Origin of the sequence: Streptomyces sp. NBC_01454, from assembly GCF_036227565.1 — a bacterium.
In the GTDB taxonomy this organism is placed as follows: Bacteria; Actinomycetota; Actinomycetes; order Streptomycetales; family Streptomycetaceae; genus Streptomyces.
In genome coordinates this window covers 7,151,468-7,176,399 of sequence record NZ_CP109460.1, presented here as the reverse complement: position 1 = coordinate 7,176,399, position 24,932 = coordinate 7,151,468, and the positions used below count along the sequence as shown (strand labels likewise).

General features: G+C 74.0%; 17 protein-coding genes. 11 read left to right on the top strand and 6 right to left on the bottom strand.

The genetic code is table 11. The features are described 5' to 3' along the window. Positions 1–25 precede the first annotated feature (25 nt). The 6 genes from OIU81_RS31815 to OIU81_RS31790 all read right to left on the bottom strand — a co-directional run bounded on the left by OIU81_RS31815 (position 26) and on the right by OIU81_RS31790 (position 7,149). Positions 26–2,143 (bottom strand): serine/threonine-protein kinase, encoded by a 2,118-nt coding sequence (locus tag OIU81_RS31815; protein WP_329155502.1) that lies wholly within the window; start codon positions 2,141–2,143, stop codon positions 26–28. Between the two features lie 34 nt (positions 2,144–2,177). Continuing rightward, positions 2,178–3,077: an oxygenase MpaB family protein gene (locus OIU81_RS31810; protein ID WP_329153365.1), complete on the bottom strand. Its 900-nt coding sequence runs from the start codon at positions 3,075–3,077 to the stop codon at positions 2,178–2,180. A 30-nt stretch (positions 3,078–3,107) separates the two neighbouring features. Then, a complete protein-coding gene (locus OIU81_RS31805) occupies positions 3,108–4,298 on the bottom strand; it encodes an acyl-CoA dehydrogenase family protein (RefSeq protein WP_329153364.1) in 1,191 nt (396 codons plus the stop codon). Between the two features lie 195 nt (positions 4,299–4,493). Next, positions 4,494–4,910 (bottom strand): SH3 domain-containing protein, encoded by a 417-nt coding sequence (locus tag OIU81_RS31800; RefSeq protein ID WP_329153363.1) that lies wholly within the window; start codon positions 4,908–4,910, stop codon positions 4,494–4,496. Positions 4,911–5,086: 176 nt separating this feature from the next. Continuing rightward, on the bottom strand, positions 5,087–5,851 hold the full coding sequence (locus tag OIU81_RS31795) for a VOC family protein (protein ID WP_329153361.1): 765 nt from the start codon (positions 5,849–5,851) through the stop codon (positions 5,087–5,089). A gap of 155 nt (positions 5,852–6,006) precedes the next feature. Further along, positions 6,007–7,149 carry an FAD-dependent oxidoreductase gene (locus OIU81_RS31790; protein WP_329153359.1) on the bottom strand — a complete coding sequence of 381 codons (1,143 nt, stop codon included), beginning with the start codon at positions 7,147–7,149 and terminating at the stop codon, positions 6,007–6,009. A gap of 324 nt (positions 7,150–7,473) precedes the next feature. Between OIU81_RS31790 and OIU81_RS31785 the strand changes: the two genes are divergently transcribed. From OIU81_RS31785 to OIU81_RS31735, 11 genes are all read left to right on the top strand, one after another. After that, entirely contained in the window at positions 7,474–8,484 is a 1,011-nt protein-coding gene (locus OIU81_RS31785; RefSeq protein WP_329155501.1) for a FecCD family ABC transporter permease, read from the top strand. Next, the gene (locus OIU81_RS31780; RefSeq protein ID WP_329153357.1) at positions 8,481–9,557 is read left to right on the top strand and encodes a FecCD family ABC transporter permease; all 1,077 of its coding nucleotides are present in this window, start codon (positions 8,481–8,483) and stop codon (positions 9,555–9,557) included. The genes OIU81_RS31785 and OIU81_RS31780 overlap by 4 nt, the downstream gene beginning before the upstream one ends. Further along, positions 9,554–10,366: an ABC transporter ATP-binding protein gene (locus OIU81_RS31775; RefSeq protein WP_329153356.1), complete on the top strand. Its 813-nt coding sequence runs from the start codon at positions 9,554–9,556 to the stop codon at positions 10,364–10,366. The genes OIU81_RS31780 and OIU81_RS31775 overlap by 4 nt, the downstream gene beginning before the upstream one ends. 64 nt (positions 10,367–10,430) lie before the next feature. Beyond that, positions 10,431–11,450, top strand: coding sequence for an ABC transporter substrate-binding protein (locus OIU81_RS31770; protein ID WP_329153353.1), 1,020 nt, complete (start codon positions 10,431–10,433; stop codon positions 11,448–11,450). 121 nt (positions 11,451–11,571) lie between these two features. Next, positions 11,572–12,765, top strand: coding sequence for an ATP-grasp domain-containing protein (locus OIU81_RS31765; protein ID WP_329153352.1), 1,194 nt, complete (start codon positions 11,572–11,574; stop codon positions 12,763–12,765). Beyond that, positions 12,762–14,579 carry an IucA/IucC family protein gene (locus tag OIU81_RS31760; protein WP_443074076.1) on the top strand — a complete coding sequence of 606 codons (1,818 nt, stop codon included), beginning with the start codon at positions 12,762–12,764 and terminating at the stop codon, positions 14,577–14,579. The genes OIU81_RS31765 and OIU81_RS31760 overlap by 4 nt, the downstream gene beginning before the upstream one ends. Beyond that, positions 14,576–15,862 carry an MFS transporter gene (locus OIU81_RS31755; RefSeq protein WP_329153350.1) on the top strand — a complete coding sequence of 429 codons (1,287 nt, stop codon included), beginning with the start codon at positions 14,576–14,578 and terminating at the stop codon, positions 15,860–15,862. Before OIU81_RS31760 ends, OIU81_RS31755 begins: the two co-directional genes overlap by 4 nt. After that, positions 15,850–17,640 carry an IucA/IucC family protein gene (locus OIU81_RS31750; RefSeq protein ID WP_329153349.1) on the top strand — a complete coding sequence of 597 codons (1,791 nt, stop codon included), beginning with the start codon at positions 15,850–15,852 and terminating at the stop codon, positions 17,638–17,640. Before OIU81_RS31755 ends, OIU81_RS31750 begins: the two co-directional genes overlap by 13 nt. Further along, positions 17,637–18,884 carry a type III PLP-dependent enzyme gene (locus OIU81_RS31745; protein ID WP_329153347.1) on the top strand — a complete coding sequence of 416 codons (1,248 nt, stop codon included), beginning with the start codon at positions 17,637–17,639 and terminating at the stop codon, positions 18,882–18,884. Before OIU81_RS31750 ends, OIU81_RS31745 begins: the two co-directional genes overlap by 4 nt. A gap of 307 nt (positions 18,885–19,191) precedes the next feature. Next, positions 19,192–20,424, top strand: a complete 1,233-nt coding sequence (locus tag OIU81_RS31740; protein WP_329153346.1) for an NAD(P)/FAD-dependent oxidoreductase — start codon at positions 19,192–19,194, stop codon at positions 20,422–20,424. A 175-nt stretch (positions 20,425–20,599) separates the two neighbouring features. Beyond that, a complete protein-coding gene (locus OIU81_RS31735) occupies positions 20,600–24,835 on the top strand; it encodes a bifunctional nitrate reductase/sulfite reductase flavoprotein subunit alpha (protein WP_329155496.1) in 4,236 nt (1,411 codons plus the stop codon). Positions 24,836–24,932 lie beyond the last annotated feature (97 nt).

Genomic DNA, 24,932 nt, shown 5'->3' with positions numbered 1-24,932 from the left:
AGCACCCCGGACGCGGGCCGTCCGCTCACTGCCGCCGGCGTACGGCGCGCTCCTGGCGCCGTGCCGCGATCCGGCGGTGGACGGCGGCGGCCTCGTCCGTGCGGCCCAGCTGTTCCAGACACTGGGCGAGGTCGCTCAGGCTGGCCAGGGTGTCGAGATGGCCGGCGCCCAGCACCCGTTCGCGGGCGTCGGCGACCCGGCGGTAGTGGTCCAGTGCCTCGCCCCAGCGGCCGAGCCAGCCCAGGGCGACAGCGGTCTCCCGGCGGCTGACCAGGGTGTCGCAGTGCTCCTCACCGAGTACCCGGGCGCGGGCCGCGGTCACCTCCCGCGCCTCCACGAGCGCCTCCTGCCAGCGGCGCTCCCGGCCGAGGTTGACGCCCAGGCCGTGCCGGGCGCGCAGGGTCTCCGGGTCGTCGGCGCCCTGGGCGCGGGTACGGGCCGCGGCCAGCTCGCGGTAGAGCGCCAGCGCGTCCGCGCTGCGGCCGAGCCGGCCGAGGCCGATACCGACCTCGTAGCGGGCGGCGAGGGTGTCGGGGTGGTCGGGTCCGAGCACCGCCGAGCGGGCCGCCGCGACCTCCTCGTAGACCTGGAGCGCCGCCGTCCACATGCCCAGCTTGCCCAGTACGAAGGCGAGTTCACCGCGGGTGACGAGGGTGTCGGGGTGGCGCGCGCCCAGGACCCGGGCGCGGGCCCCGGCCACGTCCCCCAGCATGGTGTGGCAGTCCTCCAGCCGTCCCAGCCGGCCGAGGTTGAGGGCGACGTGGTGGCGGCAGTCCAGCGCGTCGGGGTGGTCGGGGCCCAGCGCGCGTTCGCGGCCGCCCAGCACTTCGGTGTAGAGCTGGTGCGCCTCGAAGTGCCGGCGCAGGCGGCTCAGCGCATGGCCGGTCTCCAGCCGGCTGGTGAGGGTGTCGGGGTGGTCGGGGCCCAGCAGGCGGGCCCGCTCCGCGGCGAGCGCGCGGTGTGCGTCGCCGGACTCCGCCCACCGGCCCAGCCGGCCGAGGTCCAGTGCGGCGGTGTGCCGGCCGGCCAGCGCGGCGAGGGCGGCGCGGCGGTCGTCGGGCAGCGGCGGGCCGGTGACGCCGGCGGCCGGGGACGCGTCGTCACGCCGCGTCTCGCTCCCGCCCGTCCAGGCATCGGTGAGCACCGTGGCGGCCCGGTCCGGTGCCGGGCCGCGCGCCGGCCGGGCGAGGTGCTGCGCCGCGCCGAGGGTCATGCCGTGGGTCCAGGAGGGCAGCGGGTGGGCGGCGACGGTCGTCTCGTCCGGGTCGGCCGCGGCGCGGGGCGCGAGCCGCGGCCGGCGGGCGTCGGCAAGGCGTTTGCCCAGCTCGTGGGCGTCCCGGGGCCGGTCGTCGGGGTCCTTGGCGAGGAGTTCGAGCATGATCTGCTCGTAGCTCTCCGGCAGGTCGGGCCGGAGCGTACGGGGCGGCTCGGGCGCCCTGTCACGATGCCCGACGAGCACCGCCCAGGTGTCACCCAGGTCGAACGGCGGCACACCGGTGGCAATCTCGTACAGCACACAGCCGAGGGAGTAGAGATCGCTGCGGTGGTCGACGCCGTGGCCGCCGATCTGCTCGGGCGACATGTAGTGCGGGCTGCCCATGGCGATGCCGGTGCCGGTCAGCCGGGCGGTGAACCCGATGTCGTGGCCGAGCCGGGCGATGCCGAAGTCGCAGATCTTGACCGTGCCGTCGGCGGTCCGGACGATGTTCGCCGGCTTGAGGTCGCGGTGCACGACGGCCTGTTCGTGGGTGTAGGCCAGCGCGGCGGTGACCTGTTCGGCGATCTCGGTGAAGTCCGGGAGGGGCAGCGGCTGGCGCCGGTTGTCCTCCAGCAGCTGGCTGAGGTTACGGCCGCTGAGCAGCTCCATGACGATGAAGAGGGTGCCGTCGTCCTCGCCGAAGTCGTGGACGACGGTGATGCCGCGGTGCTGGAGGGCACCCGCGACCCGGGCCTCGCGGCGGAAACGTTCGCGCAGGACCTGCAGGAGCGAGGGTTCGTGCTCCGGGCCGAGAGGCTTGAGGCATTTGACCGCGACCTGCCGGCCCAGCGACTCGTCGCGGGCGCGCCACACCTCCCCCATGCCGCCGCGCCCGATGGTGTCGAGCAGTCGGTACCGCCGCTGGATCAGTCTGCTTTCTTCCACCATGAATCGCCGCCCCCGTCCCCGTTTCCCGCGGTCAGTCGCGCAGCTCCCCCTGCGTGCCCCGCTTCCCCTCCAGTATGGCGGGGGAACGGCGGAGCTTGTAGGGCGCTGGGCGGGTGTCGGGACCGAGTCGCTCGACGGCGCGCAGGATGTGCCGGGGCGGGAGCTGCCAGCGGAGCGTGGCGGGAAGGGTGCGCAGCAGGCGGCCGGTGGCGCGCAGCCGGCGGGTGACGGCGGCGGGCGGGGGTGCGGGGCGCCCGTAGAGGTCGTGGGCGTACGCCGGAAGTGCGCCGTAGGCCAGGCCGGCCACCCGCTGCCACAGCAGTGCGCGGGCCGGCACGAGCACCGCCGGGGTCGGCGGCCGGCGCAGAAAGGCGTCGACCTCGCGGGCCTCGGGGGTGAGCGCCAACTCGGGCCGTACGCGGGCGAAGTAGGCGGCCAGCGCGGCCCGGTCGCCGGGGACGGCGGCCGGGTCGAGGCCGACGAGCCGGGCGCTCTCGCGCTGCTCGGCGAGGTAGGCGTCGGCCCCCTCGTCGCCGACCGGGCACCCGGAGCGGCGCAGGACGTGCAGATAGGAGTCGACCTCCGCGCAGTGCACCCACAGCAGCAGGTCCGGCGCGTCGACGCCGTAGCGTGCGCCGGTGGCGGGGTCGGCGGCGGACAGCCGGCGGTGGATGCGGCGGACCCGGGCGCCGGCCCGTTCGGCGGCCCCGGTGGTGCCGTAGGTGACGGTGCCGACGAAATCGGCGGTCCGCAGCAGCCGGCCCCAGGCGTCCCGCCGGAAGTCCGAGTTCTGCAGCACGCCGCGCACCGCGCGGGGGTGCAGCGCCTGGAGGTACAGCGCGCGCACCCCGGCGATCCACATCATCGGATCGCCGTGCAGCTGCCAGGTCACCGAACGGGGCCCGAACAGCCCCGGGTCGCCCGTGGACACCTCTGACTCGCCTCCTCTTGCCGTGCCGGGTCAGCGCCGCACGCGCGGCATCCCCAGGCCGAGCCAGGAGATGATCTCGCGCTGGATCTCGTTGTTGCCGCCGCCGAAGGTGAAGATCACGGCGGAGCGGTAGCCGCGTTCCAGTTCGCCGTGGAGCACCGCGCCGGCCGAGCCCTCCTTGAGCGGGCCCGCGGATCCGACGGCCTCCATCAGCCAGGCGTAGGCGTCCCGCCGGGCCTCGGAGCCGTAGACCTTGACCGCGGAGGCGTCCTGGGGGGTCAGGGTGCCGTGCTGGAGTGCGTCGACCATCTGCCAGTTCAGCAGCTTCATGGCATCCAGTCTGGCGTGGGTGCGGGCCAGCCGGCCACGCACCCAGCCCAGGTCGATGACCCGGCGGCCGTCGGTGAGCTTGGTGGCGGCGGCCCAGCGCTGGACGTCGTGCAGTGCGCGGATGGCCATGGTGCCGTGCGCGGCGAGGGTGACCCGCTCGTGGTTGAGCTGGTTGGTGATGATCCGCCAGCCCTTGTTCTCCTCGCCGACGCGGCGGGAGGCGGGGACGGTGATGTTCTCGTAGTAGCTGGCGGTGGTGTCGTGCGAGGCGAGGGTGTTGATCAGCGTGCAGGAGTAGCCGGGGTTGCCGGTGGGGACCAGCAGCATGGTGATGCCCTTGTGGGGCGGCGCGTCGGGGTCGGTCCGTACCGCGAGCCACACCCAGTCCGCGGTGTCGCCGTTGGTCGTCCAGATCTTCTGCCCGTTGACCACGTAGTGGCCGCTGTTCTCATCGCCTTCGCGGACGGCGCGGGTCTTGAGGGCGGCCAGGTCGGTGCCGGCGTCCGGTTCGCTGTAGCCGATGGCGAAGTCGATCTCGCCGGACAGGATCCGGGGGAGGAAGAAGGCCTTCTGCTCGTCGGTGCCGTACCGCATGAGGGTGGGCCCGACGGTGTTCAGCGCCATCAGCGGCAGCGGGACCCCCGCCTGGGCGGCCTCGTCGAAGAAGATGAACTGCTCCATCGGGGACATGCCGCGGCCGCCGAACTCCTGGGGCCAGCCGACGCCGAGCCAGCCGTCGGTACCCAGGCGGCGCACGGTCTCACGGTAGAAGCGCTTCTGGTCGGCGGGTGCGGCATACCGTGCGGCGGCGTCGTCCGGCACCAGCCGGGCGAAGTATGTGCGCAGTTCGGTGCGCAACTGCTGCTGCTCGGGGGTGTATTCGAGGTGCACGGCCCCTCCAGTTCGTCCGCTCCGGTCGTCCGGCCCGGGGGCGGCCCGCGAAGCTGACGGGTCGTCGGCTGCCGGATCGAGGGGCACAGTAGAACTTGTTCCAGTAATACGGAAGGGCGCGCGGTCCGGCCGCGGACACACGAAGACCCGGCCCGGCACCTCCGCGGCACCGGACCGGGCCTTCCCGGGACTCCATCAGCCCACGGCGTGCTTCGCCGGGTTGTTCGGCTGCACCCGGGCGTGCTGCACGTCCTTGCAGTACTTGACGTAGCCCGTGTTGGTCACGTACTTCCCCGCGACCCAGCCCGGGCGCTCACCGCGCGTCAGGTACCAGACGGAGTTGCCGCGGACGTTCTGGGTGCGCACCTTGCAGACCAGGCCGACCTGCGCGCGGTGACGGAGGTAGCCCCGTACGGAGGAGTCGGTGCTGGGGTACTGACGCTGGCTCAGGCCCTTCTTGGCGGTGACGACGCCGTAGGGCTTGAGGGGGCCGGGCGCCGCCTGGGCCGGGGCGGCGAGCAGCGTCGCACCGACGGCGAGGGCCGCGGTCAGTGCGCCCGCGCCGGCCGCGAGCTGTTTTCCTCGGGCCATGAGGGATTCGGTCGTCGACATAGAGGGTCTCCTGTTCTTGACGCGCAATGCCACCCAATGGTGCACAGTCGGACATTACGCGCACTTCACCCTCGGAATGTGGTGAAACGACGAACAGGCGGCCGATCGTGTGACAGTGCAAGGGTTGTCGGGTGACGACCCGTCATCACGGCGCGGCCGGCGCGGGGTCGGCCGGCTCAGCCCTCGGCACCGGCACGGTGGATCCCGAAGGAGCCGCCCTGCGGATCCCGGATCACCGCGACCCTGGGGCCCGCCGGGACATCCGTCGGGGGCACCAGCAGCATGCCCCCCGACTCCGCGGCCCGGGCCGCCGTTCCGTCCACGTCGGCGACGGCGAAGTACGGCAGCCAGTGCGCCCTGACGTCGTCCGGGTAGAACTCGTCCAGCGCGCTCAGCCCGCCGAAGTCGGCGCCGTCGATGCCCCACTGCGGGTAGTCCGCGTGGGTGCCGACGGTCCAGCCGAAGACGCGGGTGTAGAAGGCCTTGGCGGCCTCGGCGTCCCGGGTGGCGAGCTCGACCCAGCCGAGCGAGCCGGGCGCGTTGAACACGCCGGCACCCGTGAAGGAACGGGCCTGCCAGATCGAGAACACCGCACCCTCCGGGTCGCTCAGCACGGCGAAGCGGCCCAGGTCGAAGACGTCCATCGGCCCCATCAGCTGCCGCCCGCCCGCCTCGGTGACCGCGGCGGCCTGCGCGTCGGCGTCCCGCGTCGCGAAGGACACGGTCCAGGCGGTGGGCTGCCCGGGGGCGTAGAGCGGGGAGAGCCCGGCGACCGGGGCGTCGCCCAGGTACAGCATGGTGTAGCCGCCCGCCTCCTCGCGCGGGTCGGTCTCGGCGCGCCAGCCGAAGACCTGGCGGTAGTACACCTTGGCGGCCTCCACGTCCGAGGTGCCCAGCTCCACCATGCAGGGCGCACCGGGGGTGGGCTCAGTGATCTTCACGGTGCATCCCGTCCTCCGCGCCGGGCCGTGGCCCGGCGGTGCTGCGCGCGCGTCCGCTGCCGGTCGGCAGCCGTACGCTGCCGATGCTCCGATGGGCGCGGCCGGGCCGCAACCGGAGCGCGGGGCGGCATCCGCGGCGGCGGGCGGGCCGCAGGTCAGGGGGCCTCGGCCCGTAGCCGGCGCAGGGTGCCGTGCGGGGCGTCGGGGGCGAAGGCCTCGGCGAGGGCGGTGGCGGCGGCCTCGGCGGCCCGCGCCGCCCGGGGCCGCATGGCCGTCTCGTAGGTATGGAGCGCGGCGTCGGGGTCGCGGTCCCCGGCGAGGGCGAGGGCGAGTTCGGCGCCGTCCAGCAGCGCGAGGCCGGCGCCTTCGGCGGCGAAGGGGGCCATCAGGTGCGCGGCGTCGCCCAGCAGGGTCAGCCCCGGGGTGGGGGTCCAGGTGTGCGGGCTCGGCAGGGCGAACAGCGGACGGTTGCGGAATCCGCCGTCGTTGTCCCTGAGCAGCGCCAGCAGCCGGTCGTCCCAGCCGGCGAAGGCGTCGAGCAGCACGGCGCGGACCGCCGCGGTGTCCGTCATCGCCACCCCGGCCGCCGGCGCCCAGTCCTGGGAGCCGCGGAAGGCGGCCTGGACGCGGAGCCGGCCGTGGCCGTGGCGCCGGGCGAGCAGGCCCTTGCCCGCGGAGAGCGCCAGCATGATGCCGTCACCGACCAGGCGGGCGAGGTCCGGATGACGGGTGTCGGCGTCCTCGAACCGGGCCTCGACGAAGGTGACGCCGCAGTAGTGGGGGGTGGCGTCGGAGAGGACCGGGCGCACCCGGGACCAGGCACCGTCGGCGCCGATGACCACACCGAAGTCCTCGGTGTGACCGTCGTCGAACTCGGCGGTGTGGCGGCCGCCGCCGAGCGGGTGCAGGGTGCGCAGATAGCTGCCCCAGCGCACGGTCGCGGGCGGGAGGGAGTCCAGCAGCAGCCGGCGCAGCGCGCCCCGGCCGATCTCGGGCCCCGCCGCGCCGGGGGCCGGGGTGTGCCGGAAGCGGACGGTCGCGGTGTGGTCGAGCAGCCGCAGCTCCTGGCCCGCCGGGCGGGTGAGCCCGGCGAACTCCGCCCGCAGACCGGCCGTGCGCAGCGCCTCCTGACCGGACGTCAGCCACAGCTCCGGCACTCCGTGCCGGTCGGGCGCCTCGGCGGAGGCCTCCTGCTCGAAGACGGTGACCGGCAGCCCGTTGCGCCGCAGGACGCGGGCGCAGAGGAGGCCGCCCGGGCCGGCGCCGATGATCGCGATACGGGGCGTGGCGGGGTTCATGGCGCTCCTCGGCTGAGCGAAACGGCAGCCCCCCGGCCAGAAAAGCACAGCGGCCCACCGGGTGCCAGCACGGCGCCGGGCCGGCGCCCACCGCGGCGCTCCCGCCGGATCCACGGCCGGGACGCCGGTGGAACGGGTGCGTGGGCGGGCGGGGCAGCGGGTAGGTCACCCCAGGTCGGGGGGTGTTGAGGGCCCGTCGGGAAGCGTCCGTCCGGAATATGGGACAGATGACCGCATCCGGAGCGCGAGGTTGCGGATTTAGGTATGCCTAACCTAATGTAACGACGCGTGTCGACGACCAAACCACGTGCCACCGCACCCCCTGTGCCCGATGCGCGTCCCGCCGCGAACGTCCTTCGGCGCGTGCCGCTGCTCGTGGTCGGGCTCGGCGCGCTGGCACTCTGTGCCGCCCTCAGTCTGGCCCTCGGGACCCGGTCCGTACCGCTGTCCACCGTCTGGGACGCGCTGACCGGCGCCGCCCACGGACAGGACGCCATTGTGGTGACGGGACTTCGGCTGCCGCGCACGCTCGTCGGGCTCGCGGTCGGCGCGGCGCTCGGTGTCGCCGGGGCGGTCGTCCAGGGCATCACCCGCAATCCGCTCGCCTCCCCGACCACGCTCGGCATCAACGCGGGCGCGGGCTTCGCGGTGGTCACCGCCATCTACGCCCTGCATCTGACCCGGCCCGTCCAGTACATCTGGTTCGCGTTCGCGGGCGCCGCGGCCGCCGCGCTCTTCGCCCAGGCGCTGGCCCGGCGCGCCGGTGACCTGGATCCGGTGCGCCTGGCACTGGGCGGCACCGTGCTGCAACTCGTCCTGGTGTCCTGGACGTCGACGGTCATGCTGACCAGCAAGCGGTCGCTGGACGAGGCGCGGTTCTGGCTGGCCGGTTCGCTGTCCGAGCGTCCGCTGTCGGTGCTCTACCCGGTGCTGCCGACGCTGGTGATCGGGCTGGTCGTCGCGCTGGCCATCGCCCCGGCCCTCAACGCGCTGGCGCTGGGCGACGATTCGGCGCAGGCGCTGGGCGTGCCGGTGTCGAAGATCCGCAGCGCCGGCGGGCTGGCCGTCGTGCTGCTCGCCGCGTCCGCGGTGGCCGTGGCCGGGCCGCTGGCCTTCATCGGGCTGGCCGCACCGCACCTGGTCCGCCAGCTGCTGCGCACCTCCGACCACCGGATCGTGGTCCCCGGCTGTCTGCTCGCCGGCCCGCTGCTGCTGCTCACCGCCGACATCCTCGGACGGCTCGTCATCCGCCCGTCCGAATTGCAGGTCGGCATCATCAGCGCGTTCCTCGGCGCGCCGCTGCTGGCACTGCTGGCCCGGAAGGTGGCCCGATGAACGACCTCCTCCGCACCGCCACGCCGCACGGGGCCCCGGCGGCCGGCACCGGCAGCGGCCGCCGCCACAGTGCCGCACGCGGGCGCACCGCGCTGACCGCCGTCGTCGGCGTCGTGGTGCTCTGTGCCCTGGTGACGGTGTCCGTGGCCAACGGCGACATGCCGCTGCCGCCCGCCGACGCGGTGCAGGGCCTGTTCGGGCTCGGTGATTCCGCGACGGTGCTGGTGGTCCAGGAGTTCCGGGCCCCGCGCATGGTCGCGGCGATCGTCGCGGGGGCGGGGCTGGCGGTGGCCGGCGCCCTGCTCCAGCGGCTGTTCCGCAATCCGCTCGCCTCGCCCGACGTCATGGGGGTGACCGGCGGCGCCTCGTTCGGCGCGGTGGCGATGCTGGCCGCCGGGGCCTCGCAGGCCCTGATGCCGCTGGCCGCCCTCGGCGGCGGACTGCTCGCCGCGGTGCTGCTGGGGGTGTTCGGCTGGCGCTCCGGCGTCAGCGTGACCCGCCTGGTGCTGGTCGGTCTCGCCGTCCAGGCGGGCCTGTCCGCGGCGGTGACCTTCATGGTCGTCCGCTTCCCCACCGAGCTGGCCGGGTCGGCCCTGCAGTGGACGACGGGCTCGGTGTACGGGCGGACCTGGACCGAAGTGACGTCCGCGGGCGGTGCGGTGGCCGTGGGCCTGCTGGCCGCCTTCGCGCTGCACCGCCGGCTCGCCGTCCTCGACCTGGGCGACGACTCGGCCGGCGCGCTCGGCCTCCACACCCACTCCGCCCGGCTGCAGGTCCTGGTCATCGCGATCGTGCTGGCCTCGCTGGCTGCCGCGCTCACCGGCCCGGTCGCCTTCGTCGCCCTGGCCGTCCCGCACATGGTGCGATTCCTCGCCGGGCCGCCGACCGCCGGGACGCTGGCGCTGTCCGGCCTCGCCGGCGCCGTGCTGCTGCTCGCCTCCGACCTCGTGGCGCAATATCTGCTGCCGGTCAGCGGGCTGCCGGTCGGAGTGGTCACCGCCACTCTGGGCGCGCCATGGCTGCTGGTGCTGATGATCCGTCAGAGCAGTTCCGTGAACAGGAGTGTCCGATGACCGCCAATCAGCTTTCCACCCACGGTCTCGATCTGCGCTACGGCGACCGGCTGATCGTCGGCGGCCTGGACCTGGTGCTGCCCGGCGGGGCCGTCACCGCTGTCGTGGGCCCCAACGCCTGCGGCAAGTCGACCCTGTTGCGCGGACTGACCCGGCTCTTGGCGCCGGCCGCCGGCACCGTCGCCCTGGACGGCTCCGACATCCACCGGATGCCGGCCCGTGCGCTGGCCCTGCGGATGGGGCTGCTCCCCCAGCAGCCGGTCACCCCCGACGCGATCACCGTCGAGGCGCTGGTCCGGCTCGGCCGCTACCCCCACCAGCGGCTGCTGAGCCCGTGGTCGGCGACGGACCAGCAGGCGGTGGAGGAGGCACTGCGGCGCACCGGCACCCTGGAGCTGCGCGACCAGCCCGTCGACCGGCTCTCCGGCGGCCAGCGGCAGCGCGCCTGGATCGCGCTCGCGCTGGCCCAGGACACCGATCTGCTGCTGCTCGACGAGCCGACCACCTTCCTGGACCTGCGCCACCAGCTCGATGTCCTCGACCTGGTCGCCGCCCTGCACGCCGAGGCGGGCCGCACCGTCGTGATGGTGCTGCACGACCTCGGACAGGCCGCCCGTTACGCGGATCACCTCGTGGTCCTCAAGGACGGGCAGCTGGCGGCGGCCGGCGCCCCGGCGGACGTCCTCGACGCGGAGCTGGTCAAGTCCGTGTTCGACGTGGACTGCCGGGTGATCCCCGACCCCGAGACCGGCACCCCGCTGGTCGTCCCCAAAAGCGGTGCGAAACGGCTCTCCGCCGTCACCGTCTGACCGCCTCCCCCACGTGCGTTTTCTCCTCCCCTCCCTCCGCTCCCGGCAAGGAAGACACACCCTCATGCTGACCAGAATTCCCCTCCGCACCACCGCCCGCCGGCTGCCGGCCGCGCTGCTCACCGTCACCCTGGGCGCCACCGCCCTGACCGCCTGCGGCGACGGCACCGCCTCCGGCGACGACGCGGCGAAGGGCAAGGCCGGCGCCGGCTTCCCGCGCACCGTCAAGAGCGCCATGGGCGGCGACGTGCAGATCCCCGCCAAGCCCAAGCGCGTGGTCGTGCTGGACACCGGCGAGCTGGACGACGTCACCACCCTGGGCGTCAAGCCCGTCGGCGCGGTCTCGCCGCACATGAAGACCGAGGGCGGCTTCCCCTCCTACCTCAAGGACGAGATCGGCGGCGTCAAGGACGTCGGTCCACTGCTGGAGCCCAACCTCGAAAAGATCATCTCCCTGAAGCCCGACCTGATCCTGTCCTCCAAGGTCCGGCACGAGAAGATCTACGACAAGCTCAAGGCCATCGCGCCGACCGTCTTCACCGAGACCACCGGCGGCCCCTGGAAGGCCAATCTCAAGGTCCACGCCAAGGCGCTGGGGCTGGAGAAGGAGGCCGACCAGAAGCTGAAGGAGTACGAGACCCGGGCCAAGGCGCTGGGCGAGGCCATCAAGAAGAAGTACCACGGCAAGATGCCCTCGGCCTCGGTCGTGCGTTTCGTCGCCGGCCCGACCCGCCTCTACCAGAAGTCCTCCTACAGCGGGGTGGTCCTCAACGACATCGGCCTGGCGCGGCCGACGTCGCAGAGCTCCACCGACCCGGCCAAGACCATGCTCGACGTCGGCCCGGAGCAGATCGACAAGGCCGACGCGGACCTGGTGTTCGTGACCTCCGCGGACCTCCCCAGCAAGACCCAGCAGAAGGACGTCACGTCCAACCCGGTCTGGAAGGACCTGCCGGCCGTCAAGCAGCACAAGGTCTTCGACGTGCCCGACGAGACGTGGATGTCCGGCATCGGCATCCAGGCCGCCGAGCACATGCTCGCCGACGTGGCGAAGGCCACCGGGGTGCCGCTGCCGAAGAGCTGACCCCTGGGCGGCCCCTGCCCGCGGGGGCCACCCCCTTTCTTCGCCCTTCTTCGCCCTTTCTTCGCCCTGTCCTGCCCCTCTCGTTCCCCCGCACCGCCCTCGACCCCGAAGGGGCCCGCTCATGCGGATGTATCTGCTCGCCCTCAACCCCACCGACTCGGTCACCGAGGGGTTCCTGCCCGCCGCCGCCCGCCTCGGCCTCGACGTCACGATCCTGACGGACCAGCCATCGGCGCACCGGGACGTGTCCCCGCAGACAGAGGTCCTGGAGTGCGACGTCCATGACTTCCGCGCCGTCATCAACCGGATAGCCACCCACCACCGCGCCGACGCGGTGTTCACCAACAGCGACCATCTGCAGACCCAGGCCGCCCTGGCCGCCGACTACTTCGGGCTGCCCGGCAAGGACTGGCGGGCCACGCTGCGCACCAAGAACAAGGGCGAGATGCGGCGCCACCTGGCCGCCGCGGGCCTCGACGCCGTGCGGTCCGTGGAGCTCGCCGCCGGGCAGGACCCGTCCGCATTCACCGCCGACGACGACCTGCCCTACCCCGTGGTCCTCAAGCCCCGCGAGGGCGTGGCGAGCGAGGACGTGATCCTGGCCCGGGACCCCGAGGAACTGGTGGCCCTCGCCAAGGAGATCCAGGCGCGGCGCCCCCACGCGGCGCTGCTGGCCGAGGAGTTCCTGACCGGTGAGCTGCACACCCTGGAGACCCTGGGCGACGGCCGGGTACGGCATGTCCTGGGCGGTTTCCACACCACCATGTCCGCGCCCCCCGTCTTCATCGAGGAGCGGCTGGACTTCGTCGCCGCCCCGCCGGAGCCCGTGGTCGCCCAGGTGTCTGCCCAACTCGACGCGCTGGGCGTCGGGTTGGGCGCCTGTCACACCGAGTTCGTGGTGCACGAGGGCCGGGCGCGGCTCATCGAGGTGAACTACCGCGTCATCGGCGACCAGTGCGACCTGCTGCTCGCGCAGATCCTGGGCATCGAGCTGTTCGCGCACATCCTGCGGGCGCATCTGGGCGAGCCGCTGCCCGCGGACCTCGGTGCCCGGCGCGACGGAGCGGGCCGGGTGGACTACGCCCTCGCCGACCGGGCCGGCACGCTCGCCGCGGCGCCCGCCGCCACCGACCGGACGGTGGACGGCGTACAGCTGGCGTACCGGCCGCTGCGCGCCCCCGGTGAGCGCCATCCGCACTACGGCACCAACCGCGACTACCTCGGCGTGCTACGGGTCACCGGCACCGACCGCGGCGCGGTGGACCGGGTGGCGGACGACTTCGTCGCCGCGGAGCGCTGGGAGATCACCCCGTGAACACCGCACTCGCCACAGACGGGAGCCTCGTCACGCACCGGACCGACGACCCGGCCGGGGCGGCCGAAGAGGCCGAGCTGCTGGTGCGCGTCCTGGGTGCGCTGCTGCGGGAGGACGTCGTCGGCCTGCGCACCCGCGGCACGCTGCTGGAACGCCCGGACGGGCGCTGGCTGCGGCTCCCCGCGGGCCCGGCCGCCGGCGCCCTGCTGCTGCCGCTCGCCGCGGACGGCTACCAGAGCGCCTACACCGCCCGGCTGCCGTTCCTGGTCCGCGAGTCCGACGGGGCCCGGCTGCGCACACTCGACGAGGTCGTCACCGCGCTGCGCGACCTCGCCGACCCGGCCGACCGGGGCGGCTTCGACGCCTTCGCCGGGGAATGCCGCCAGACCCTGGCGACGATGCGGCTGCACACCCGGACCCGGGACGAGGTCGATGCCGAACTGACGAATCGTCACGGCAGCGATCCCGGCGCCTGGCAGGGCCTGCCCGGCGGCCTGGCGTACGACACGCTGGCCGCCCGGACCGACCACCCCGTCTACCCGACCGCCCGCGGCCGATCCGGTCTCGATGAGGGCCAGCTCCGGGCGTATGCACCCGAGTTCGGTCCGCAGTTCGCGCTGCGCTGGCTCGCCCTGCCGCGTGCGGCGGTCACCGTGCCGGGCGGCGCGGCGGCGCTGCCCGGTTGCTGGCCGACGCCCGGGGAGCTGGGCCTTCGCCACCTCGACGAGAGCCATCTCGCCTTTCCCGTCCACCCGTTGACCCTCGGCGACCCGCTGGACGACGCACTGCGCCGGACCGGCCTGGAGGGCGCGGCGGTACCGGCCGACCGCGAGCCGCTCACCGCGGTTCCGACGCTGTCGATGCGTACCGTGGCGCTCGATGCCGACCCGCGGCTGCACCTGAAGCTGCCGCTGGCCACCGCCACGCTGGGGCTGCGCAACCGTCGCACCATCAAGCCGGGCACGCTCGTCGACGGCGCGGCGGGCCAGCGGCTGCTGGAGACCGTGCTCGCCCGCGAGCCACGGTTCGCCGCGGCGATCCTGCAGGCCGACGAGACCTGCTACGCGCACGCCGGGGACGAGCTGCTGGCCGTGCTGTGCCGCCGCTACCCGGCCGGCCTGGACGGCAGCGCCGTCGTGCCGATGGCCGCGCTGCTCAGCCGGGCGCCGGGCGGGCGGCTGGTGATCGACCACCTCGCGGACCGCTTCTACGGCGGCAACCCGCTCGCCCTGCTCGATGCCTGTCTCACCCTGCTCTTCGACTGGCAGACCACCCTGTTCGGCTACGGCATCGCGCTCGAATCCCACCAGCAGAACATCTCGCTGGTGCTGGACCGGGCCGCCGGCGGCACCCGGCTGCGGTTGCTGTTCAAGGACAACGACGGGCCGCGCATCAACACCGTCCGGCTGCGGGAGACCCTGGGCGACGACGCCCCCGACCCCGCTGGCTTCGCCGACCCGCGGATCTTCGCCGGGAGCGACCGGCCGGTGCTGGACCTGTTCACCACCATCACCGTCCATCTGTGCGCGGGGTCCTACGCCTTCGGCCTCGCCCGGCACGGACGCGCCCCGCTGGCCCATCTGCTCGGCCTGGTCCGCGACCGGCTCGCCGAGGCCGTCGAGCGGCTGGGCACCGGGCCGCACGAGCCGGGCGCCGCGCTGCGCGCCCATGTCCTGGACGCGCCGGAGCTTCCGGTGAAGGCGATGGTCAGCGCCGGGACGCTGCTGTCCAAGGAGCGCTCGGGCGCCGCCGACATCAACAAGCACTACACCACCGGACCCAACTACCTGCTGCCTACGGGGGCTTCCCGATGAGCACCGCCACCTCCCGCCGGACCGAGCCGGCGGTCGTCGAGACCAAGGCCCGTCCGGCCCTCGCGCGCCGCCAGGTGCACGCCGTGGCCGGCTGCTACTTCGTGGCCTCGTTCGCCGCCCTCGGCCTGCCGCCGTACCTCACCGAAGTCCTGCCCGAGCTGGGCGACGGCGCCGCCCGCTGGGCCGGTCTGCTCTATGTCGTCCCCACCCTCTTCGGCGCCCTCGGCGCCCCGCTGTGGGGGCGCCTGGCCGACCGCTTCGGCCGTAAACGGCTGCTGTTGCGGGCGCAGTTGGGGCTGGCGGCGGCCTTTCTCCTGGCCGGCTGGGCCGACTCGCTCGCCACGTTCGCCGCGGCGCTGGTCGTACAGGGCGTCCTCGGTGGCACCTTCTCCGCGTCGAACGGCTATCTGGGAGCGGCCCTGGAGGGCCATGCCCTCTCCCGTGCCCTGACACTGATGCAGGGCAGCGCGCGGGCGGCGCTGGTCTTCGCGCCGATCGTGGTCGGCTCGCTGACGCCCTGGCTGTCGCCGCACCGCCAGTACGCCCTGCTGGCCGTACTCCCGCTGGCCGCGGCCCTGATGCTGGTCAAGCTCCCGGAGCCGGCCACCGCCCGGGCCGACGCGGTGCACGGGGACGGTACCGCCCCGGGCGCCGAGGTCCCGGAGCCGGCCGGGCCGGTGCCGGCCGGGCACACCCCGGACGCCCGCCCGCTGCGCGCCCTCTACGCCCTGGAGTTCGCGTTCGTCTTCTCCACCGTCATCTCCTTCCCCTACCTGATCTCCCTCATCTCCCAACGGCTGCCGGGGACCGGGCCGCTGGTGTCCGGTGTGCTGTTCGCCCTGCCGCACCTGTGCTACCTGGTCGCGGCGATGGGGGTGCACGCCGCCTTCCGTACCCGCCCCCGGACCGGGATCGCCCTCGGCTTCGGCTGTATCGCGGCCGGTCTGGCCGGGCACGGCCTCGCCGGCTCGCTCGTCTCCTTCATCGCCGTACGCCTGGTACTGGGCGCCGGGCTCACCCTCGGTCTGGTGTGCCTGTCCATACTGGCCGCCGACTGCGCCAAGGGCCGTTCGCCCGGCGGCCTGTTCGGCTCGATCGAGTTCTTCTCCAAGGCCGGCGCGGTCGCCGCGGGCGTGGCGGCCACCGCCGGCAACGACTGGTTCGGTCCGGTCGCCCCGCTGCTGACCGGCACCGCGATAGCCGTGGCCACCGGACTCGCGATCGCCGCCCCTCTCCTCGCCCGTACTCTCCGCACCCGCAGGAGTCCTCGATGCCCTCGTTGACCAATTCGCCCGGCACCGCCCCGGTATCCGCCGCCCCCACCGGTCTGCCCAGCGCCGACCAGGCCGTGGCGCACACCCTGCTCAACTGTCTGCTGCGGGAGGTCTCCGGCCCCGAGCACCAGACCGCCGTCGACGACGGGCGGCTGCTGATCCGGCTGCCGCGCCGCGGTGTGCTGCTGGGCGTCGCGCTGCGCCGTACCTCGCTGCTGGGCGCGCACCGTTTCACCGGCCCGGTGTCCGAGCGGACCGACAGCGGCTGGGCGGAGGTCGGCTGGCGGCGGCTGGCCGAGTACGTGCACGCCGAGCTGTCGCTGCGCACCGGGGTGCACAACGAGGAGTTCCTGGCGCAGGTCGCCTCCAGCCACCAGGCGGTGTCCGCCGCGCTCGCGGACCGTGCTGAGCGTGCGGAGCGGCGCCCGGACGCCGGGGAGCACACCGCGGAGGACTGGCAGGCCGCCTATGTCGTCTCGGAGCAGTCGCTGCTCTTCGGCCACCGCTTCCACCCGACGCCGAAGGCCCGCACCGGCGACCCCACCGCCTGGCAGTCCTACGCCCCCGAGACCGGCGCCGCCTTCCCGCTGCTGATGCTCGCCGTGCGCGAGGAGCTGATCGCCGAGGAGTCCACCGCCGAGGGCGCCGCCGACGTGCTGGACGCGCTGCACCCCGAGGTCCCGGACGGCTACCGGCTGCTGCCCGTCCACCCCTGGCAGTACGAGCTGCTGCGCGACCACGCGGGTCTGCGCGAGGCGCTGGAGCGCGACGACATCCGCGTCCTGGGCAGCGGCCGGACGCCGTTCGCCGCCACCGCGTCCGTGCGCACGCTCTACGACGGTGCCGACTTCCTCAAGTTCAGCCTCAATGTCCGGATCACCAACTGCCTCCGGAAGAACGCGAGTTACGAACTTTCCGGGGCGGTGGCGCTCACCCGGCTGCTGGCGCCGCAGCTCACCGACCTCGCCGGCCGCTTCCCGGGCAGCGCGGTGCTCCGGGAGCCCGCCTACCGCAGCCTGGCGCTGCCCGGCGCCGACGGGAGGCCGGACACCGAACTGCTCGAAGGCTTCGGCGTCATCGTCCGCGAGGGCCTCTCGCAGCGGCTGCTGCCGGGCACCACACCGCTGCTTGCGGCCGCCGTCGCCGACGAGTACCCCACCGGGCCTGCGCATGTCTCCCGGCTGCTGGCGGGGGCGGGCCCACAGGCCGCGCTGGAGTGGTGGGCCGCCTACCTCAATCTGCTGCTCCCGCCGGTGCTCGCCGCCTACTTCGACCACGGGCTGGTGCTGGAGCCGCATCTGCAGAACGTCCTGGTCTGCGTCGACGGCGACGGGATGCCCGCACAGGTCCTCTTCCGCGACCTGGAGGGCACCAAGCTCGTCCCCGAACACCACACCGAGCTGCTGGCCTCGCTGCCCGAGCAGGTCGCCGCACCGATGACCTACGACGCCCAGCGCGGCTGGGACCGGGTGGTGTACTGCCTGCTGGTCAACCATGTCGCCGAGATGCTCGCCGCGCTCGCCGATCTGCACCCGGACACCGAGACGGAGCTGTGGGCGCAGGTCCGCCGCACCCTGCAGACCCACGCGGACCGCTTCGGCTGCCCACCGCGGCTGGCCGCCCTGCTGGCCGGTGTCCCGCTGCCCGCCAAGGCCAATCTGCTCACCCGCTGGGAGCGCAAGGCCGACCGCGAGGCCGGCTATGTGCGGCTGCCCTCACCGCTGGCCGAGGCCGTTCTGTCGGGCGCCTGCCGCGCCGACGACACCACTCCCTGGAGCGCCCGATGACCACCCCGAGCCCCGCCCTGCCCCCCACCGTCCGCGACCGCGTCCACTCCCTGGCGGCCGAGGACCTGCCCGCCTACCTCTACGACCTGGCCGCACTCCGCGCGCATCTGGCCGAGGTGCGGGCCGCGCTGCCGGGACGCGTCGAGCTGTACTACGCGGCCAAGGCCAACCCGGAACCGGAGCTCCTGGCGGCGCTGCGCCCGTACGTGGACGGCTACGAGGTCTCCTCGGGCGGTGAGCTCGCCCATGTCGGCAAGGCCCTGCCCAGCGCCCCGCTGGCCTTCGGCGGGCCGGGCAAGACGCCCGCGGAGATCGTGCGGGCGCTGGAGACCGGCGTGGAGCGCTTCCACGTGGAGAGCGTGTACGAGCTCCACATGCTCGCGAGCCTGGCCGCCCGCCATGTGCCCGAGCGCCGGATCGCGGTGCTGGCACGCTTCAATTTGCCGGTCGACGACGGCTCGCTGGACGGCAGTTCGCTCGCCATGGGCGGCCGCCCGACCCCCTTCGGGCTCGACCCCGACCAGGCGGACGAGGTCGTCACCCTGCTCACCGACGGCACCTACCCGCACCTCGAACTCCGCGGCATCCACGCCCACTTGGCCAGCGGCCTGGCGGCGCCCGAGCAGCTCGCCGTGTCCGAGACCATCGTGACCTGGGCCGCCGCGCTGGCCGACCGGCACCGCGTCCCGCTGTCCGAGGTGACCATCGGCGGCGGGATGGCCGTCGACTACGCCACCCCGGGGCGGCGTTTCGACTGGGCCGCCTACGGCGCCGGCCTGGACCGGCTCGCCGCCGCCCACCCCGGCCTCACCCTGCGCATCGAGCCGGGGCGGGCACTGACCGCGTACTGCGGCTGGTACGCCACCGAGGTGCTGGATGTGAAGCACAGCCACGGCGAGGAGTTCGCCGTGGTGCGCGGCGGCACCCACCATCTGCGCACCCCGGCGACGAAGGGCCACGACCAGCCCTGCACGGTGGTGGAGTCCGACGCGCCCTGGCCGCACCCCTGGCCGCGGTCGGCGGCGCGGGGCGGCCTGGTCACCGTCACCGGGCAGCTGTGCACCCCCAAGGACGTGCTGGCCCGCGCGGTCCCGGCGCCGGGGCTGCGGGCCGGCGACCGGCTGGTGTTCGGGGTCGCCGGTGCCTACGCCTGGAACATCTCGCACCACGACTTCCTGATGCACCCGCGCCCCGGCTTCCACTTCCTGGACGCCGCGGAGCCGGGCACGGAAGGGACCGGCTGAGATACTCCGCCCCGACGAGGCCCGCGCGCTGACGGCGCGCTGACGGCGCGCTGACGGCGCGCTGACGGCGCGCGCGCCGCGCGGGCATCCGGAGCGGACGGCGGGAACGCGGTAGGGCCGGTCCGCGGCGCGCGAACCGGCCGTGCGCCACGTCCGGTTGGCGGCCGGGTGTGGCGCAGGCCCGCGCGGGCGACGTCCATGGGGGCGGCGCCCGCGGGGGCCGGCCACACCTTCGGCGGTACCTGTCCGGGCGCGGGACGGGTAACTGATGTCGGGTAACCGATCATCCGAGGGAGCTGAGCGCGACATGGCCCAGAACACAGCGTTTGTGATCGCCGGAGCGGGACTGGCCGGCGCGAAGGCCGCGGAGACGCTGCGCGCGGAAGGCTTCGAGGGCCCGGTGGTGCTGCTGGGTGACGAACACGAGCGGCCCTACGAGCGGCCGCCGCTGTCCAAGGGCTATCTGCTGGGCACCTCCGAGCGGGAGTCGGCCTACGTCCATCCGCCCGAGTGGTACGCCGAGCACGACGTCGATCTGCGGCTGGGCAACGCCGTCACCGCCCTCGACCCGGCCGGCCACGAGGTGACCCTCGCCGACGGCAGCCGGCTGGGCTACGCCAAGCTGCTGCTGGCCACCGGCTCCACCCCGCGCCCGCTGCCGGTGCCCGGCGCGAACCTCGACGGGGTGCACTACCTGCGGCGCCTGGCCGACAGCGACCGGCTCAAGGAGGTGTTCCGCTCGGCCGCCCGGATCGTGGTGATCGGCGCCGGCTGGATCGGCCTGGAGACCACCGCGGCCGCCCGCGCCGCCGGGGTCGCGGTGACCGTCCTGGAGACCGCGGAGCTGCCCCTGCTGCGGGTCCTGGGCCGCGAGGCCGCCGAGATCTTCGCCGCGCTGCACACCGAGCACGGCGTCGATCTGCGCTGCGGCACCCGGATCACGGAGATCACCGGCAGCGGCGGCGCGGCGGACGGGGTCCGGCTGGCCGACGGCACCCGGATCGCGGCCGACGCGGTCATCGTCGGCGTGGGGATCACCCCCAACACCGAGACGGCCGCCGCGGCCGGGCTCCGGGTCGACGACGGCGTCGTCGTGGACGAGCGGCTGCGCTCCTCCGATCCGGACATCTACGCCGCCGGCGACGTGGCCCACGCCTACCACCCCGTGCTGGACCGGCATCTGCGCGTCGAACACTGGGCCAACGCGCTCCACCAGCCCCACACCGCGGCCCGGGCCATGCTCGGCCAGGACGTGCGCTACGACCGGCTGCCGTACTTCTTCACCGACCAGTACGACCTGGGCATGGAGTACACCGGATATGCCGCACCGGACGGCTATGACCGGGTCGTCTTCCGCGGGGACACCGCGGCCCGGGAATTCCTCGCCTTCTGGCTCTCCGGCGGGCGGGTGCTGGCCGGGATGAACGTCAATGTCTGGGACGTCACCGACCCGATCAAGGCGCTGGTGGCGAGCGGGCGGCCGGTGGACCCGGAGCGGCTCGCCGATCCGGACGTACCGCTGAGCGATCTGCTCCCCTGAGCGGGGGCCGGCCGGCGGTGCTCACGGAGCGCCGCCGGCCACTGTGTGATCGCCGTAACGACGGGTGCGCGCTTGCCGTGACACCTGGTTAACGGGCCGTTCGTAGGGTCGGAAGCGCAGCAGCCGACCACGAAGGGGACCGTCCGTGACCGCACCGGAACCGCCGGCCGAGACCATGTCGCAGGTGCGGACGGCGTGCACGTACTGCGGGGTCGGGTGCGGGGTCGTGCTGGACGTCGCGACGGACGGGGAGGGCCGGCGAACGGTCCGCAGGGCGGCCGGCGACAAGGCCCACCCGTCGAACGGGGGCCGGCTGTGCACCAAGGGCGCGACCAGCGCCGAGCTGTTCGCGGCGCCGGGCCGGCTGTCGAGCGCCCTGGTGCGCGCGGACCGCGGCGACGAGCCGGCCGCCGAGGCGATGGACACCGCCGTCAAACGGACCGCCGCACGGCTGCGGGAGATCGTCGACGAGCACGGTCCGGACGCCTTCGCGCTCTATGTCTCGGGACAGATGACGCTGGAGGCGCAGTACCTGGCGAACAAGCTCGCCAAGGGGTTCGTCCGCACCCGGCACATCGAGTCCAACTCGCGGCTGTGCATGGCGAGTGCGGGCAGCGGCTACAAGCTGTCGCTGGGCGCGGACGGCCCGCCCGGCTCGTACGAGGACTTCGAGCACGCCGAGGTCTTCTTCGTCATCGGCGCCAACATGGCCGACTGCCACCCGATTCTCTTCCTGCGGATGATGGAGCGGGTGAAGGCGGGCGCCAAGCTGATCGTGGTCGATCCGCGGCGCACCGCCACCGCGGCCAAGGCCGACCTGTTCCTGCAGATCGAGCCGGGGACGGATCTGGCGCTGCTGAACGGCCTGTTGCATCTGCTGGCGGCCGACGGCCGGCTCGACGCGGAGTTCATATCCGAGCACACCGAGGGCTGGGCGGCGATGCCGGAGTTCCTCGAGGACTATCCGCCCGCGAAGGTCGCGGAGCTCACCGGGATACCGGAGGCCGAGCTGCGCCGGGCCGCCGAGTGGATCGGTGCGGCGGACGCCTGGATGAGCTGCTGGACCATGGGCCTGAACCAGAGCACCCACGGCACCTGGAACACCAATGCCCTGATCAATCTGCATCTGGCGACCGGGACGATCTGCCGCCCCGGCTGCGGCCCGTTCTCCCTCACCGGCCAGCCCAACGCGATGGGCGGGCGGGAGATGGGCTACATGGGGCCGGGCCTGCCCGGTCAGCGGTCGACGCTGGTCGCCGCGGACCGTGCCTTCACCGAGGAGCTGTGGGGGCTGGAGCCGGGGACGCTGCGGGCGGACGAGCCCGGCCGGGGCACCGTCGAGATGTTCCGGCGGATGGCCGACGGGGAGATCAAGGCGTGCTGGATCATCTGCACCAACCCCGTCGCCTCGGTCGCCAACCGCCGTACGGTCATCGAGGGGCTGGAGGCCGCGGAGTTCGTCGTCGCCCAGGACGTCTTCGCGGAGACCGAGACCACCGCGTACGCCGATGTGGTGCTGCCCGCCGCCATGTGGTCCGAGTCCGAGGGCGTGATGGTCAACTCCGAGCGCACGCTGACGCTGGTGCGGCAGGCCGCCGACGCCCCGGGCGAGGCCTGGCCGGACTGGCGGATCATCGCCGAGGTCGCCTGCGAGATGGGGTACGAGGACGCCTTCAGCTACCGCAGTGCCGAGGAGATATTCGAGGAGATCAAGCGCGCCTGGAACCCGCAGACGGGCTATGACCTGCGCGGGGTGACCTACGAACGGCTGCGGGACACCCCCGTGCAGTGGCCCTGCGCCACCGCCGAGGGGCCCGACCGCAACCCGGTGCGCTACCTCAACGACGGCGTCAGCCAGTCCCTGGACGAGCGGCCGGACGGCAGCCGCCCCCGGCTGTCCTTCCCCACCGCGTCCGGCCGGGCCGTGTTCTTCGCCCGTCCGCACCTCCCGGCGGCCGAACTGCCCGACGACGACTTCCCGTACGTCCTCAACACCGGCCGCCTGCCACACCAGTGGCACACCCTCACCAAGACCGGCACGGTCGCCAAGCTGAACAAGCTCAACCCGGGCCCCTTCGTGGAGATCCACCCGGCGGACGCCCTGGCGCTGGGGCTGGTGGAGGGCGACATGGTGGAGGTCGCCTCGCGGCGCGGCCGGGCGGTGCTGCCCGCCGTGCCGACCGACCGGGTGCGGCCCGGCAACTGCTTCGCGCCGTTCCACTGGAACGATCTGTTCGGCGAGTACCTCAGCGTCAATGCGGTGACCCATGACGCGGTCGATCCGATCTCCTTCCAGCCCGAGTTCAAGGCGTGTGCGGTGTCCCTGGCCAAGGTCGCGGGAGAGACGGGCTCCGGGCAGGGGGCGCCGGCCGGTGGGACAGCCGGTGAGACCACGGGTGGGACGGCCGGTGCGGACGCCTTCCCGGGCCCCGGCGGTGGTGCGGCGGTGGCGGCGCTGGCCGGGGTGTTCCAGCTCGCGGCGTCCGCGCCGCCGGTGCTGGCCGCGCACGAACGCCGCTATCTGTCCGGCTTTCTCACCGGGCTGGACTCCGGCCCCGCCGCCGGCACCCCGGTGCTGCCGGCCGAGGCGCCCTTCGACCCGGACACCGCGCTGTGGGTCAACGGCATGCTGGCCGGAATGTTCTCGCGCGTCCCGCAGGCCCGGCCGGCGACCGGCACGGCGGACATGCCCGCCGCGGCGTCCGGCGACGCGGTGGCCCCGGCGGTGTTCGTCCTGTGGGCCTCACAGACCGGCAACGCGGAGGAGGTCGCCGCCGACGCGGCCCGCCGGCTCAACGGCAGCGGGCGGACGGCGACGCTGCTGAGCATGGCCGACACCGCACCGGCCACCCTGCCGCACGGCGCCGATCTGCTTCTGGTCACCAGCACCTTCGGGGACGGCGACGCCCCCGACAACGGCTCGGACTTCTGGGAGACCCTCAACGCGCCGGACACCCCGCGGCTGGAGGGCGTGCGCTACTCCGTGCTCGCGCTGGGCGACTCCTCCTACGACGACTTCTGCGGCCACGGCCGGCGGCTCGACGCACGGCTCGCCGAACTCGGTGCGCAGCGGCTGGTGCCGCGGGCCGACTGCGAACCGGACTACGAGGCGCCGGCCGGGCAGTGGCTGGAGAAGGTGCTCACGGTCCTGGCGGACGGCCCGGGGACGGAGGGTCCGGCACCGGGCGGGGCGGCACCGGGCGGGGTGACGGCCACGACGGAGGCCGCCCCGGCTCCCTCGGCTCCCCCGGCTCCCCCGGCTCCCGCGGCGCCGGCCGCCGGGCCCGCCAAGCCCGCACCCGTCACCGCCCTCCTCGTCGGCAACCAGCTGCTGAGCCGGGCCGGGGCCACCAAGGAGGTGCGGGAGTTCACCTTCGACACCCGTGACGGCGACGGCACCCCGCTGGACTACGCGGCGGGCGATGCGCTCGGTGTGCTGCCGCAGAACTGCCCGGAACTCGTCGCGGAGTGGCTGTCCGCCACCGGTGCCGATCCCACCGCCGCCGTCGAGCTGCCCGGCCCGGGCACGGTGCCGCTGGAGGAGGCCCTGCACCGCCATCTGGATCTCACCCGGATCACCCCCGCCCTCCTCCGCCTGGTCGCCGAACGCACCGGTGACCGAGCCCTGAAGAAGCTGCTGCGGCCCGACAACCGGGGTGAGCTGGCCCAGTGGACCTGGAGCCGGCAGGCCGTCGACGTCCTCGCCGAACACCCGGTACGGGCCGAGGCGGCCGACTGGGCCGCCCTCCTCCCCCGCCTTCAGCCCCGGCTGTACTCCATCTCGTCGAGCCCGCTGACCGACCCCGCCCTGCTGCGTCTGACGGTCTCCGTGGTCCGCTTCGAGAACCGCCAGGGCCGCCCCCGCAAGGGCGTGGCCTCCACCTTTCTGGCCGATGCCGGGCAGGACAGCCCGGTGCCGGTGTTCGTCCGGCGCACCGACCGGTTCCGTCCGCCGGCCGACCCGGCGACCCCGATGGTGATGGTGGGCCCGGGCACCGGCGTGGCGCCCTTCCTCGGCTTCCTCGAAGAGCGGCGGGCCCGCGGCCACCGCGCCCCCAACTGGCTCTTCTTCGGCGAGCAGCGCCGCGCCACCGACTTCTACCACGAGGACGCACTCGGCGAACTGTGCCGGGAGGGGTTGCTCACCCGGCTGGACACCGCCTTCTCCCGCGATCAGCGCGCCAAGATCTACGTCCAGGACCGGATGCGGGAGCACGGCGCCCAGCTGTGGTCCTGGCTCCAGGACGGCGCCCACTTCTATGTCTGCGGTGACGCTTCCCGGATGGCCAAGGACGTCGACCGCGCACTGCGGGACATCGCCGTGGCGCACGGCGGCCTGACGCAGGAGGCGGCCGCCGGCTATGTGAAACAGCTCGCCGCCGACAAGCGCTATGTCCGTGACGTGTACTGAGGACAGCGGAGACAGCGGGGCCAGCGGAGACAGCGGGGCCACCGGGGACACTGGCGCCGCCGGGGCCGCCAGGGCCACCTGGACCACAGCCGCCGCC